The following is a 12,253-nucleotide window of genomic DNA, read 5'->3' as shown; positions in this document are numbered from 1 at the left end:
CGGGGCCCAGTTGGGAAGGCTTGAATGACGATGCGGGACGTTCTTCATGGACGTTCTCGACCTGGGCCCCGGCCTTCGCCGGGGAACGATGAAGGTGCACAACCCCATCGACCTGGACGTCGTGCGCCATGCCCGCGCGCGGCGGGCGAAGCTGTCGGTGGATCCCGTCAGCGGGCGCGTGCGCCTCACCTTGCCGCCGCGCGCCGCGCTGAAGCCGGCGCTCGCCTGGGCGGAGAAGCATCGGCCGTGGATCGAGGCGCAGTGCGCCCGGTTGCCGCAGGCGCGCCCGTTCGTCGCCGGCGGAACGCTGCCGCTCGAAGGCGTGGAGGTAACGATCGACTGGCAGGAGGGGCGCCCCCGGCGGATCGTGCGCGAGCCAGATCGACTGGTCTGCGGTGGCCCTGCGGAAGGGCTCGGCCGGCGCATCGCCCTGTGGCTGCGGCGCGAGGCGCTGCGGGTGCTGGCGGTGGAAACGGCGGAGTTCGCGGCGCGCGCCGGCGTTTCCGTCACCCAGGTGGCCGTTGGTGACGCGCGCGGACGCTGGGGCAGCTGCTCCTCGTCCGGCGCGATCCGCTACAGCTGGCGCTTGGTCCTGATGCCAACCTGGGTGCGCCGGGCCACGGTGGCGCACGAGGTGGCGCACCGGGTGCACATGAATCATGGCGCGGGCTTCCACGCGCTGGAACGCAGCCTGGCCGAACGCGATCCGGCGGAAGTCCGCGCCTGGCTGCGGGCGAACGGCGCCGCCCTTCACTGGGTGGGGCGGGAATCCTGAAAGCGTAGCGGCGGGCGCTCGCCGGTGACCGGCGGCGGGGCGGCGCCGGCGGGCGGACGATTGGTCACCGGCCGATCGCGCCCGGTCACCCGGTTGAGCCAGTCCTGGTCCAGCCGCTGGGTCGGCGTGGCGGGCAGCGCAGGGGTCGGCTGGGGCTGTGGCTGCTGCTGCGACAATTGCGGCACGCCGTTCACCGTCGGCCGGGGCGCTTCCTCCTCGCCGTCGCCGCGTGGCTCGGCCGGGGCGATCGGATTGCCATCGGCGTCCACCAGCGGTCCCTGTCCCGGCACGCCCTCGTCCGGCTGGCCGAAATAGCTCTCCTCGTCGGGCTCCAGCTGCCATTCGGGCAAGGTCACCTGCGTGTCGAACTGCTCGACCGGGCGGCTGGCGACCGCCTTCACCATGTAGTCGTGGAACGCGCGCGCGGGCGCGGTGCCGCCGTGCAGGCCGGAGATCGGCCGGGCATCGTCGCGGCCCATCCACACGCCGGTGGTGATGCCGGACGAAAAGCCGAGGAACCAGCCGTCCTTGCTCGACGTGGTGGTGCCCGTCTTGCCCGCCACCGGGCGGCCGATCTGCGCCGCGCGGCCGGTGCCGGTGTTCACCGCGGTCTGCAGCAGGTCCGTCATCTGCGCGGCCACATAGGGCGCGACCAGCACATGGCTGCGGTCGATCGTCTGGCTGTAGATCACCTCGCCGCCGGCCGTCACCTTGGTGATGCCATAGGGCGTCACCGCCACGCCCTTGTTGGCCACGGAGGCAAAGGCGCGCGTCATGTCGATCAACCGAACCTCGCTGGTGCCCAGCACCATGCTTGGATGCGTGTTGACGCGGGTGGTGATGCCAAAGCGCCGCGCCATGTCGGCCACCGTCTGGAAGCCGACTTCCTGGCCGAGCTTCGCCGCAACCGTGTTGATCGAATAGGCAAAGGCCGTGCGCAGCCCCATGGCACCGGAATTGCGCCGCGAATCGTTGCGCGGGCTCCAGCCGTCGATCGTCACCGGCTCATCGACCACCTGGTCGTCCGGCTTGTGCCCGGCCTCCAGCGCGGCGAGATAGACGAACAGCTTGAAGGCGGAGCCCGGCTGCCGCTCCGCCAGCGTCGCCCGGTTGTAGATCGACGAGACATAGTCGGTGCCGCCCACCATGGCGCGCACCGCGCCGTCGCGGTCGAGGCTGACGAGCGCGCCCTGGCTGCCGCGCGGCACGTTGGCGCGCACCGCGGCGTCGGCGGCACGCTGCATGTTCAGGTCCAGCGTGGTCCACACTTCCAGCGGACGCTGGGTTTCGTCCACCAGCATCTCCAGCTGCGGCAGCGCCCAGTCGGTGAAATAGCGCACGCTGTTCTGCCGCGGCTCGGGCACCATCTTCGCCTCGGCGGGATCGGCGGCGGCGGCCTCGTCGGCGGAGATCGCGCCGGTTTCCTCCATCAGGCGGATGACCACGCCGGCGCGGCCCACGGCGGCGTCCTGGTCGGCGGTGGGCGAATAGCGCGACGGCGCCTTGACGAGGCCGGCGATCACCGCTGCCTCGTTCAGCGACAGGTGCTCGGCGGAATGGCCGAAGAACTTGCGGCTGGCGGCGTCGATGCCATAGGCGCCGCCGCCGAAATAGACCTTGTTGAGGTACAGCTCGAGGATCTGGTCCTTGGTGAACTTGCGCTCCATGGCGAGCGCGATCAGCATCTCGTGCAGCTTGCGGCCGAAATCGTACTTGTTCGACAGGAAGATGGTGCGCGCCACCTGCTGCGTGATGGTGGACGCGCCCTGCAGGCGCCGGCCGGTGCCGCGATACTGGACCGCAAGCTTCACCGAGCGGGCAAGGCCGACCGGATCGACGCCCGGGTGGCTGCGGAAGCGGCGGTCCTCCACCGACACCATCGCCGCCTTCATCACTTCGGGTATCTGGTTGTAGCCCAGCCATTCGCCATAGCTTGGCCCCAGCGAGACGATCACCGTGCCGTCCGCGGCATGAACGCGGATCATCTGGCCGTTGGGCGAGGACTTCAGATCCTCGAAGCTCGGCAGCGACGAGCGCTGCACGTACACGGCGACCACCAGGCCGACGAGCGCCAGCAGGAGGAGGCCCGCCAGCGTCCCGAAAATCCAGCCGATGCGGCGACGCCAGCGACCGGCCTTGCGGACGTCGGCGGCAGGTTTGCGAGCGGATTTTCGGGGGGAACGGGCCATGGAAGCGCGGCGACGTTTACCGGTGCCGCGCCCATGTCACAAGCGGTTTAGGCCCCTTGCTCCCGCGCGTGGAAGTCGAGGCTGACCGAGTTCATGCAATAGCGCAGGCCCGTGGGGCGCGGGCCATCGGGAAAGACATGGCCGAGATGGCCGTCGCACACCGCGCAGCGCGCTTCCGTGCGGACCATGCTGTGGCTGACGTCCTGATGCTCGCTCACGCGGTCGGCCGCGATCGGCTGCGTGAAGCTGGGCCAGCCGGAGCCGGAATCGTACTTGTCCGCGCTGTCGAACAGCGGCGTCTCGCACGCGGCGCAGGCATAGGTGCCGTCCGCCTTGTTGTTGTTGTAGCGGCCCGAAAAGGGCGGCTCGGTGCCCGCCTGGCGCAGCACGTGATATTGTTCCGGCGTCAGCCGCTGGCGCCATTCGGTCTCGGACAGGTTGAGATGTTCCATGCCCCCGAATGTCGGATCAGCCGCCGCCTTTATCAAGCGGCGGGTGGCCGATCCGCGTGGCGTGCGCGACAAAGGTGGCGAGCGCCGGCGCGAGCCGCACCGCGGCGGTCAGCGCAGCCGCGGTGAGCGGGCGTTCGGCGGCATCGCGCACCAGCCCGGCCAGCCCGAGCGGGCGGCGCAAGTCGCGGGCGAGCGCTTCCTGGTAGCGCACGGCGCCCGCGCCCGACCGATGGGCGGCGACCGCGCGCGCGGCGCTGGCCAGCGCGATGCCCATGCCTTCGCCGGCCAGCGACGGGATCACGCCGGCCTGGTCGCCCAGGCGGTAGAGCCCTGCCACGCCCTCGCGCGCGCGCCAGCCATAGGGCACGTTGGCGACGGCATCGATCGGCTCGCCGGTGCGAAAGGCCAGCCGTTCGCCGAGCGCCGGCGCCTCCCTCTCCAACGCCGCCAGCAGCGCCTCGGGCGAGCCCGCCTCGGCAAGGCGCGAGCGGTGCACCGCCATGCACAGGTTCGTGGTGCCGTCCTCCTGCACCGCCAGCCCGGCATAGCCGCGATCGAACAGGTGCAGCTCCACCGTGCCCGCCACCAGCCGGCGCAACGCGGGGACGGCCGGCAGGCGGACGCGCAGCCCCAGCGCCGGATCGCCGCCGCGCGCCGCCGCCGGTCGCGCGAGGCCGCGCAGGTCGTGCTTGCCGGTGGCGAGGAACAGCGCGCCGGCCTCGATCTCGCCATCGGCCAGCCGCACCCGGCCGGGCTGCGCCTCGCGCACATGGCCGATCTCGATGGCGGCACCGGCGGCGCGGGCATGGCGTTGCAGCAGCGTGTCGAGGCGGCGGCGCGACACCGCCAGGCCGCGCCGCGGCAACGGCGCGCGCGCCACGCGCCGGCCGGCGAACAGGGCAACCTGGCCGATCGGCTCGGGGTTGAGCGCCTCGGCCGGGATGCCGAGCTTGGCGAGGGTGTCGAGCGACCGCCAGCTGAGAAAGCCGCCGCACACCGCATCGCCCGGCTCCGCGTTCCGCTCCACCAGCAGGTGCGGCAGGCCCGCGCGGGCGAGCAGCAGCGCCGTTGTCGCGCCCGCCGGCCCGCCGCCGACGATCAGCGCAGGCGTTCGACGCATAGCCGGAACGGAAAGACGCGGGCGACGCGGCCCGGCACGCCTGCTTCGGCGAGGATCGGCGGCCACTCCGCCGGCCGGTACGACCGTGCGATCGAGAGCTGCCCGTCGGCGCGCACCACCGGGTGCCAGCCAAACGCGCGCGCGAGCAGCGGATAGCCGCGATATGCAAAGCCGTGGCGATGGAGGTCGTTGACCAGCCAGCCGACCCGCGCCTCCGCCTCCATGAAGCGCAGGAACGCCAGGAGCTGGCCGTGGCTCATATGGTGCGCAACGAGGCTGCTGACGATCACGTCCCAGCCCTGCCGCGCAAGATCGGCATAGTCGCCGGTGACGTAGCGGATCGGCAGGCCGGCGGGCGTGTGCGCCGCGGCCACCGCCTGGCTGCGCGGGTTGAGGTCCACCCCCACCAGCTCCACCTCCAGCCCGCGCCGGGCGGCCCAGCCGGCGATCCGCCGCAGCATGTCGCCATCGCCGAACCCGACGTCCAACAGCTTGAGCCGGTTGCGACCCTGTGCCGCACGCCGGAAAAAGGACAGGGTGGGCCGCGCCGCCAGCGTAACCCGGTTCACCCGGGCGAGGTCGCGCAGCACCGCGGCATAGGTATCCGCCGGCAGGTCCTCGGCGTCCATCTGCTCCTCGGCGATGGCGCGGGTGGCGAGGCTCATGGCGCCGACCGGAACGCCAGCCCTTCCGCCGCAAGCCCCGGCCCGAAGGCAAGCGCCACGCCCTCTCCCACCCGCGGCCCGGCAAGCATCCGCGCCAGCACGAACAGCAGGGTCGCCGAGGACATGTTGCCGTTGGCGCGGAGCACCGCGCGGGACGGGTCCAGCGCATCGCCGGGCAGCACCAGCGCGCCGCTCACCGCGTCCAGGATCGACCGACCGCCGGCATGCACCGCCCAGTTCCGGATCGACCCCGCCGCGCGCCCGCCGGTCGCCGCCGCCGCGATCTCCGGGCTGGCGAGCGCCGCGCCGATCCGCGCCGGCACCTCGCCCGACAGGTGCATCGCGAAACCCTGGTCGGTGATGTCCCAGCGGATCAGCGTGTCCGATTGCGGCAGCGTGGTGGAAAAGGGCTGGCCGAGCTCGAGGCCCGTCTCATCGCCGCTGACCAGAGCGGCCGCCGCCCCGTCTCCGAACTGCAATTGCGCAAGCAGGGACTCCACGTCGTCCGTTTCCTGCAGGTGCAGCGTGCACAGCTCCACGCACACCACCAGCACGCGCGCCGCCGGCTCCGATCGCACGATGTGCCGCGCGGTGCGCAGCGCCACAACCGCGGCATAGCAGCCCATGAAGCCGATCAGCGTGCGCTCCAGCCCGGCCGCCAGGCCGAGGCGACGCGCGACGATCTGGTCGATGCCGGGCGCCACGAAGCCGGTGCAGCTGGCGAGCACGAGATGGGTGATGCGCTCCGGCTCCAGCGCCCCGCCCATCTCCGCGTCGAGCGCCGCTACCGCCCCCAGCACCAGCTCGGGCGCATGCTCGGCATAGACGGCCATGCGCGCGGCCGTGCCGGGCAGGCGGTTGCCGGCATAGAAGCTGTCGTCCGGCGATCCGGTGAGCGCCACCGGCGGCAGCACCGACCAGCGATGTTCGATCCCCGAACGGGCGGCCATGCGCGAGAACAGGCGGCGCTGGCGATCGTCGCCGATCCGCTGCTCCGCCCAGGCGACGAACGGACGATGGACGTCATGGGGCGGCACCGCGGTGCCGATGGCATTCAGGAAGACGGGCAAGCGAAACCCTCGGTCCCTCGCCGGCAGGACGCCGACGCGGATTACCCACAACGATTGCAGGAGCTTGTTCGATCCCGCTCCTTCTTGCCGGAGCGTTTCGGACCCGTCCCGCCCGCAGGCGGGGAAAAGTGGTGCGGTCGAGAAGACTCGAACTTCCACGGCCTTTCGGCCACAACGACCTCAACGTTGCGCGTCTACCAGTTCCGCCACGACCGCACGTGAAACACCGCGAACCGGAAGGCTGGCGGCAGGTAGGGACGCGCCCCTAGCAAAGCGGAATGGCGCTGGCAACGCCGTTGTTGCGAGGCGCCTGCGTTATTCGCCGCTGCCGGCGAAGCTGAGCACCAGTTTCTGGGAGTTCACGGGCACGTCCAGCTTGGCGCTGTTGAAGTCGATCGCGCTGTTGGGGCCGAGAAAGCTGGCCCCCGGCCGGATCGTCCAGCTGTACACAAGGCGCCCCTGCGCATCGCGCAGCTCGGCGCGGATGTCGGGCACGCGCTGGCGCTGCGCGGTGGGATTCACCACCTTGCCGCTTACCGCGAACATCTCCGTGCCGTTGGCCAGCGCCCGGCGCTCGATCGGGTTGTCGATCAGCCGCAGCGGCGTGTCGGCGCTGCCGAGCTGCACGCCGACCAGCGTGGACAGGCTCTGCCCCGACCAGGCAAGCGCACCCACCGCCGTCAGCATCACCGCCGCCGCGCCCACCGCCGCCACCGTCCAGCGCCGGGCCGGGTTGCGGCGCGGGCGAAACGGCGGCTGGTGGGCAAAGGCGTCAAACGACGGCGCCGCAACCGGCGGCTCCGCCGGCGCAAGCGGGGCGACCGGCGCAGGCGGAACTGCTGGGGGCGGGGCCGGCGCGGGCGGCACGGATGCGGGTGGGGCCACGCCGGCCGGCGGCACCGGAACTGCGGGCGGCGGCGGGGCGACCGGAGCCTCGGGCGCGGACACGACCGGAGAGGGGGCCGGCTCCTGAAACCAGCTGTGCCGGCAATTGGCGCAGCGCACCGTCCGTCCGGCCGCGCCGATCGCGGTGTCGGGGACGAGATAGCGGCTGCGGCATTGCGGGCATTCGAGGATCATCAGGTTGCAGCTTTCTGGCGGCAAGGGGCCGCAACAAGGCCGAATCTAAACACCGCGCCGCCGCGGATGGCAAGTGCGCTTGAACCCGCCCTGCCATGGCCCGCTTGATGGGAAAGCCCCGATCGTGCGAAGGCTGTGCCCGCAAGGCAACAAGGCAGGCAGGACCAAGCGCCCGGAATGGCGAACATCGTGCAGTTCGAGAATGTGGGGCTGCGCTATGACACCGGCGCGGAGGTGCTGTCGGACATCTCGTTCACGCTGGGCACCGGCGCCTTCTACTTCCTCACCGGCTCGTCCGGTGCGGGCAAGACGTCGCTGCTGAAGCTGCTGTACCTCGCGCAGCGCCCGAGCCGCGGCATGATCCGGCTGTTCGGCGAGGATGCGGTGACCTTGCCGCGCAAGCGCCTGCCGGGCTTTCGCCGCCGGATCGGCGTGGTCTTCCAGGACTTCCGCCTGGTGCCGCACCTGTCCGCGTTCGACAACATCGCCCTGCCGCTGCGCGTGGCGGGCGTGCCGGAAGCGGAGATCGCCGAGCCGGTGGGCGAGATGCTCGCCTGGGTCGGCCTGCAGGAGCGCACCCATGCCCGCCCGCCGACGTTGTCGGGCGGCGAGCAGCAGCGGGTGGCGATCGCCCGCGCGGTGATCGGCCGGCCGGAGATCCTGGTGGCGGACGAGCCGACCGGCAACGTCGACCCCGACATGGCCGAGCGGCTGCTGCACCTGTTCGAATCGCTCAACCGGCTGGGCACCACGGTGGTGGTGGCGACCCACGACTTCCAGCTGATCAGCCGCATTCCGCGCGCGCACATGATGCGGCTGGACAAGGGCCGGTTGCTCGATCCCACCGGCTCGCTGCGCCATCCCGCCGGACCCGGCCTGTGAGGGCGCGCGCATGAGCACCGCTGCCGCGCGCCGGCCGCTGGACGATCGCCGGGGCCTGGGCACCATGGCCTGGATCATGGCGGTGATGCTGTTCCTCACCGTGCTGACCGGCGCCATCGGCCTGGCCACCGCCGGCGGCACCCGCGCGCTCGACCGGCAGCTGGCGGGCCGCCTGACCGTGCAGATCGTCGAGCCGGTCGCCGCCACCCGTTCGCTGGCGGCCCTGCGCCTTCTCCAGGCCCTGCGCCAGTCGCACGACGTTGCCCGTGCCGCGGCCGTGGACCGCGCGCGTCTCGCCGCGCTGCTGGAGCCGTGGCTGGGTGGAGAGGCAGCCGACGCCGACCTGCCCATGCCGGCGCTGATCGACGTGGACCTGGCGCCGGACGGCGAGGCGGAGCGCGTTGCAGCGCTGGTCCGATCGATCGCGCCGGCCGCGCGGGTGGACGCGCATGCGCAATGGATGGCGCCGGTGCGCCGCTTTCTGCTGCTCGTCACCTGGCTGGCGGCCGGGCTGGTCGGGCTGATGGCGCTGGCCACGGCCGCAGTGGTGCTGCTCGCCGCGCGGGCGGGGCTGGAGACGCACCGGCCGACCATCGAGGTACTGCACATGCTGGGTTCCACCGACGTGCAGGTCGCCCGGCTGTTCCAGCGCCGCATCGCGCTGGACACGCTGGGCGGCGGCGCGGTGGGAACGCTGGCGGCGCTGGCCACGGTGCTGGTCCTGGGCCAGCGGCTGGCGGGGCTCGATTCCGGGCTGCTCGACCGGGTGACGCTGGCCCCCGGCGACTGGGCGGTGCTGGTGCTGCTGCCGCTCGCCTTTGCCGCGCTGGCCTTCTTCGCCGCCCGCGTCGCGGTGCTGCGCGCGCTGAGCCGCACATTGTGATCGCCCGGCCATGATCGCGCGGCTGCTGAGCCTGATGGCGCTGGGCTGGATGCTCGGTTTCGCCGCCTTCATGCTGCTCCTGCCGCGCCCCCTCGGCGACGTGCGCACCGACGCCATCGTGGTGCCCACCGGCGGCGCCGGGCGGATCGACCGTGGGCTCGACCTGCTGGAGGCGCATGCCGCCCGGCGGCTGCTCATCACCGGCGCCGCGCCCGAAGTGCGCCCGCGCGAACTCGCGGCGGAGTACAAGCGCAGCCCGGCGCTGTTCGCCTGCTGCGTGGACCTCGGCCACCAGGCGGTGGACACCCGCTCCAATGCGGAGGAAACCGCCGCCTGGGTGCGCGAGCACCGCTATCGCACGGTGCGCCTGGTCACGTCCGACTGGCACGCGCCACGCGCGCGCATGGAGCTGGTGAGCGCGCTGGGCAGCGACGCCACGATCGTCAGCGACGGCGTGCCCAGCAATCCGCGCTTCAGCCTGCTGGTGGCGGAATACAACAAGCTCTTGCTCCGCCGCGCCGCCTTGTGGTTCGGACTGGGGGTATGAACACGGCCCGCACGTTCCTGTTTTCCGTCGTCTTCTGGGGAGGGTCGGTGCCGATCGTGCTGGGCGCGCCGGTTGCGGCGCTGTTCGGCACGCCGGCGCTGCGCCGCTACGTGCAGGGCTGGCTGAACTTCCACGCATGGAGCGCGCGGCGGCTGCTGGGCATCGTCACGCGGGTGGAAGGCAGCCCGTCCGCCGGGCCCACCCTGTATGCGGGCAAGCACCAGTCGCTGTACGAGACGTTCGAGATGGCGCGGCTGCTCGACGCGCCGGCGATCGTGATGAAGCGGGAACTGGCACGCATCCCGGTATGGGGCTGGGCGGCGCAGCGCTACGGCATGATCGCGATCGACCGGACGGCCTCCGGCGCGGCGCTCCGCGGGCTGATGCGCGACGCGCAGGCGGTGCGCGCGGAAGGCCGGTCGGTGATGATCTTTCCGGAGGGCACGCGCGTGGCGCCGGGCGAGCAGCCGCCGGTGAAGCCCGGACTCGCCGGCCTGTACAAGGCGCTCAAGCTGCCGCTGGTGCCGGTGGCGGTGGACAGCGGGCGCGTGTGGCCGCGGCACGGGCCCAAGCGGCCCGGCATCGTCACCCTGCGCTTCGGCGAGCCCCTGCCGCCCGATCTGCCGCGCGGCGAGATGGAAGCGCGGGTGCACGCGGCGATCAACGTGCTGGATCGCTGACCGGCGCAACCGGTTGAGTGCAGCGGGCGTTCCTTCGCCGAAGGAGTGCAAACCATGCCAGAACAGCCCAACAAACCGCGCGGCGACTTCAAGCCCGACGGCGAGGTGCGCGATGCGGGCGACGAGCAGGCGGTGAAGAACCAGGGCCAGGTGAGCCCCGAGGACTATCCCGAACCGGCCGCCGGCGAACAGGTGAAGACCCACCGGAAGGACGGCTAGCGGCCGGGCCGAGGCCGCCTCAGCGCGCCTCGCCCTCCAGCCGCAGCGCCGCCGCTTCTGCCCGCCGGAGCATGGACGTGAGCGTGTCCAGCTCCGCCGCGGTGAAGTCGCCGAACAGACGCTCTTCCAGCTCCTTCGCCTTGGGCGCGACGCTTTCATACAGCGTGCGGCCGGTGGCGGAGAGATGCAGCAGTTGCGACCGGCCGTCGCCGGGATGCGCGCGGCGCTCGATCAGCCCGCGGCGTTCCAGCGCGATGGCGGCGCGGCTCACCGTCACCTTGTCCATCCGGGTGCGCTGGCCGATCTCCTGCTGGGTGATCGCGTCCGTTTCGGCGACCACCGTGACGATCCGCCATTCCGGGATCGAGAGGCCGAACAGCGACTGGTAGATGCGCGCGATTGCGCCGCTGACGAGGTTGGAGGCGATCGACAGCCGGTACGGCAGGAAGGTGTCGAGAACGAGCGGACCGGCGGCCATGGCGAAATAGTAGCGGTTGACACCAGTTGCGCAACGCCGCACATCGTATCAAACGCAACTATCTGGAGAGCCGGCATGGAGATGGACGTCAATCCGATGGGTCTCGACGGGTTCGAGTTCTGCGAATTCACCTCGCCCGATCCGGATCGCATGGCCGCGCAGCTGGAACAGTTCGGCTTCGTGGCCGCCTCCCGCCACCCGACCAGGGCGGTGACCCGCTACAAGCAGCGCCGCATCAACCTCCTGCTCAACCGCGAGCCGGGCAGCCATGCGGAAGCCTTCCATCGGGCGCACGGCCCCTCGGCCAGCGCCATGGCGTTCCGCGTGCACGATGCTCGCGCCGCCTATGACGCGGCGATCGCCAGCGGCGCCAGGCCCGCGCCCGCCGGCGCCGCGCTGGACGACGTGCCGGCGCTGGAAGGGATCGGCGGCTCGATCCTGTACCTGGTCGATCGGCACGGCGAGCGCGGCTCGCTGTATGACAGCTGGGAACAGGTGCCCGGCGCGGCGCAGGCGGAAGCCGAGAACAATGTCGGCCTCGACCTGCTCGACCACCTGACGCACAACGTGCGGCGCGGCGAGATGCGCACCTGGGCGGAGTTCTACGGCCGCATCTTCGGCTTCGAGGAACAGAAGTATTTCGACATCAAGGGCAAGGCGACCGGGCTGTTCAGCCAGGCGATGATCGCGCCGGACCGCGCGATCCGCATTCCGCTCAACGAGAGCCAGGACGACAAGAGCCAGATCGAGGAGTTCCTCCGCGATTACAACGGCGAGGGCATCCAGCACCTTGCGCTGACCACCGACGACATCTTCGAAACGGTGGAAAAGCTGCGCGCCCGCGGCGTGGGGCTGCAGGACACGATCGAGACCTATTACGAGCTGGTCGACAAGCGCGTGCCGAACCATGGCCACGACCTGGAGCGCCTGAAGCGGAACCGCATCCTGATCGACGGCAATGTCGGGGAGGAGGGGCTCTTGCTCCAGATCTTCACCGAGAACATGTTCGGGCCGATCTTCTTCGAGATCATCCAGCGCAAGGGCAATGAGGGCTTCGGCAACGGCAACTTCCAGGCGCTGTACGAGTCGATCGAGCTGGATCAGATCCGGCGCGGGGTGATCACGGTCGACGCGTAAGCGTCGGCCGGATGCCGAGCGGAGGCGAGGCCCCGCGACCGGCCGGCGCGGCAAAGCCGTGGCCTCGGGCACGGCT

Annotated in this window: 14 protein-coding genes and 1 tRNA gene; 7 read left to right on the top strand and 8 right to left on the bottom strand. The window is 71.5% G+C overall.

Annotated elements, in window-relative coordinates; genetic code table 11:
- Positions 1-88 precede the first annotated feature (88 nt).
- The gene (locus DVW87_RS13670; RefSeq protein ID WP_114688376.1) at positions 89-775 is read left to right on the top strand and encodes a M48 family metallopeptidase; all 687 of its coding nucleotides are present in this window, start codon (positions 89-91) and stop codon (positions 773-775) included.
- Here the strand turns inward: DVW87_RS13670 and DVW87_RS13665 are convergent.
- From DVW87_RS13665 to DVW87_RS13635, 7 genes are all read right to left on the bottom strand, one after another.
- Positions 751-2,964, bottom strand: a complete 2,214-nt coding sequence (locus DVW87_RS13665; RefSeq protein WP_114688375.1) for a transglycosylase domain-containing protein — start codon at positions 2,962-2,964, stop codon at positions 751-753. The two genes, DVW87_RS13670 and DVW87_RS13665, sit on opposite strands and share 25 nt — an antisense overlap.
- Positions 2,965-3,011: 47 nt before the next feature.
- Entirely contained in the window at positions 3,012-3,416 is a 405-nt protein-coding gene (msrB, locus tag DVW87_RS13660) for a peptide-methionine (R)-S-oxide reductase MsrB (RefSeq protein WP_114688374.1), read from the bottom strand.
- Positions 3,417-3,432: 16 nt separating this feature from the next.
- Positions 3,433-4,536: an FAD-dependent monooxygenase gene (locus DVW87_RS13655; RefSeq protein ID WP_114688373.1), complete on the bottom strand. Its 1,104-nt coding sequence runs from the start codon at positions 4,534-4,536 to the stop codon at positions 3,433-3,435.
- Positions 4,515-5,201, bottom strand: a complete 687-nt coding sequence (locus DVW87_RS13650) for a methyltransferase domain-containing protein (protein WP_114688372.1) — start codon at positions 5,199-5,201, stop codon at positions 4,515-4,517. Before DVW87_RS13650 ends, DVW87_RS13655 begins: the two co-directional genes overlap by 22 nt.
- A complete protein-coding gene (locus DVW87_RS13645) occupies positions 5,198-6,271 on the bottom strand; it encodes a type III polyketide synthase (RefSeq protein WP_114688371.1) in 1,074 nt (357 codons plus the stop codon). The genes DVW87_RS13650 and DVW87_RS13645 overlap by 4 nt, the downstream gene beginning before the upstream one ends.
- A 129-nt stretch (positions 6,272-6,400) precedes the next feature.
- Positions 6,401-6,487, bottom strand: a tRNA-Leu gene (locus DVW87_RS13640).
- A gap of 99 nt (positions 6,488-6,586) precedes the next feature.
- Complete coding sequence (locus DVW87_RS13635) at positions 6,587-7,351, bottom strand: zinc-ribbon domain-containing protein (protein WP_114688370.1); 765 nt, start codon at positions 7,349-7,351, stop codon at positions 6,587-6,589.
- A 177-nt stretch (positions 7,352-7,528) separates the two neighbouring features.
- On the opposite strand from DVW87_RS13635, the gene ftsE reads away from it, so the two are divergent.
- Genes ftsE through DVW87_RS18135 form a run of 5 tightly spaced genes read left to right on the top strand, consistent with a single transcriptional unit; the run spans position 7,529 to position 10,562 of the window.
- Positions 7,529-8,233 (top strand): cell division ATP-binding protein FtsE, encoded by a 705-nt coding sequence (gene ftsE, locus DVW87_RS13630; RefSeq protein WP_114688369.1) that lies wholly within the window; start codon positions 7,529-7,531, stop codon positions 8,231-8,233.
- Between the two features lie 10 nt (positions 8,234-8,243).
- The gene (locus tag DVW87_RS13625) at positions 8,244-9,116 is read left to right on the top strand and encodes a cell division protein FtsX (RefSeq protein WP_114688368.1); all 873 of its coding nucleotides are present in this window, start codon (positions 8,244-8,246) and stop codon (positions 9,114-9,116) included.
- Between the two features lie 10 nt (positions 9,117-9,126).
- Complete coding sequence (locus tag DVW87_RS13620; RefSeq protein WP_114688367.1) at positions 9,127-9,663, top strand: YdcF family protein; 537 nt, start codon at positions 9,127-9,129, stop codon at positions 9,661-9,663.
- Positions 9,660-10,343, top strand: coding sequence for a lysophospholipid acyltransferase family protein (locus DVW87_RS13615; RefSeq protein WP_114688366.1), 684 nt, complete (start codon positions 9,660-9,662; stop codon positions 10,341-10,343). Before DVW87_RS13620 ends, DVW87_RS13615 begins: the two co-directional genes overlap by 4 nt.
- Positions 10,344-10,397: 54 nt before the next feature.
- Positions 10,398-10,562: a hypothetical protein gene (locus DVW87_RS18135; RefSeq protein WP_181814846.1), complete on the top strand. Its 165-nt coding sequence runs from the start codon at positions 10,398-10,400 to the stop codon at positions 10,560-10,562.
- A gap of 19 nt (positions 10,563-10,581) precedes the next feature.
- Here the strand turns inward: DVW87_RS18135 and DVW87_RS13610 are convergent, their stop codons facing one another.
- Positions 10,582-11,040 (bottom strand): MarR family winged helix-turn-helix transcriptional regulator, encoded by a 459-nt coding sequence (locus DVW87_RS13610; RefSeq protein ID WP_114688365.1) that lies wholly within the window; start codon positions 11,038-11,040, stop codon positions 10,582-10,584.
- A gap of 75 nt (positions 11,041-11,115) precedes the next feature.
- Between DVW87_RS13610 and hppD the strand changes: the two genes are divergently transcribed.
- On the top strand, positions 11,116-12,177 hold the full coding sequence (hppD, locus tag DVW87_RS13605) for a 4-hydroxyphenylpyruvate dioxygenase (RefSeq protein WP_114688364.1): 1,062 nt from the start codon (positions 11,116-11,118) through the stop codon (positions 12,175-12,177).
- Positions 12,178-12,253 lie beyond the last annotated feature (76 nt).

This window comes from Sphingomonas aracearum, from assembly GCF_003345355.1.
Lineage (GTDB): Bacteria > Pseudomonadota > Alphaproteobacteria > Sphingomonadales > Sphingomonadaceae > Sphingomonas > Sphingomonas aracearum.
Note: the sequence above shows the minus strand (reverse complement) of the source record. Positions and strands in the feature narration are given on the sequence as shown.

Excerpts from the sequence above, each read along its gene's own strand:
- DVW87_RS13670 (WP_114688376.1), top strand. The coding sequence starts at position 89 with ATGAAGGTGCACAACCCCATCGACCTGGACGTCGTGCGCCATGCCCGC.
- DVW87_RS13665 (WP_114688375.1), bottom strand. The coding sequence starts at position 2,964 with ATGGCCCGTTCCCCCCGAAAATCCGCTCGCAAACCTGCCGCCGACGTC.
- msrB (WP_114688374.1), bottom strand. The coding sequence starts at position 3,416 with ATGGAACATCTCAACCTGTCCGAGACCGAATGGCGCCAGCGGCTGACG.
- DVW87_RS13655 (WP_114688373.1), bottom strand. The coding sequence starts at position 4,536 with ATGCGTCGAACGCCTGCGCTGATCGTCGGCGGCGGGCCGGCGGGCGCG.
- DVW87_RS13650 (WP_114688372.1), bottom strand. The coding sequence starts at position 5,201 with ATGAGCCTCGCCACCCGCGCCATCGCCGAGGAGCAGATGGACGCCGAG.
- DVW87_RS13635 (WP_114688370.1), bottom strand. The coding sequence starts at position 7,351 with ATGATCCTCGAATGCCCGCAATGCCGCAGCCGCTATCTCGTCCCCGAC.
- ftsE (WP_114688369.1), top strand. The coding sequence starts at position 7,529 with ATGGCGAACATCGTGCAGTTCGAGAATGTGGGGCTGCGCTATGACACC.
- DVW87_RS13625 (WP_114688368.1), top strand. The coding sequence starts at position 8,244 with ATGAGCACCGCTGCCGCGCGCCGGCCGCTGGACGATCGCCGGGGCCTG.
- DVW87_RS13620 (WP_114688367.1), top strand. The coding sequence starts at position 9,127 with ATGATCGCGCGGCTGCTGAGCCTGATGGCGCTGGGCTGGATGCTCGGT.
- DVW87_RS13615 (WP_114688366.1), top strand. The coding sequence starts at position 9,660 with ATGAACACGGCCCGCACGTTCCTGTTTTCCGTCGTCTTCTGGGGAGGG.
- DVW87_RS18135 (WP_181814846.1), top strand. The coding sequence starts at position 10,398 with ATGCCAGAACAGCCCAACAAACCGCGCGGCGACTTCAAGCCCGACGGC.
- DVW87_RS13610 (WP_114688365.1), bottom strand. The coding sequence starts at position 11,040 with ATGGCCGCCGGTCCGCTCGTTCTCGACACCTTCCTGCCGTACCGGCTG.
- hppD (WP_114688364.1), top strand. The coding sequence starts at position 11,116 with ATGGAGATGGACGTCAATCCGATGGGTCTCGACGGGTTCGAGTTCTGC.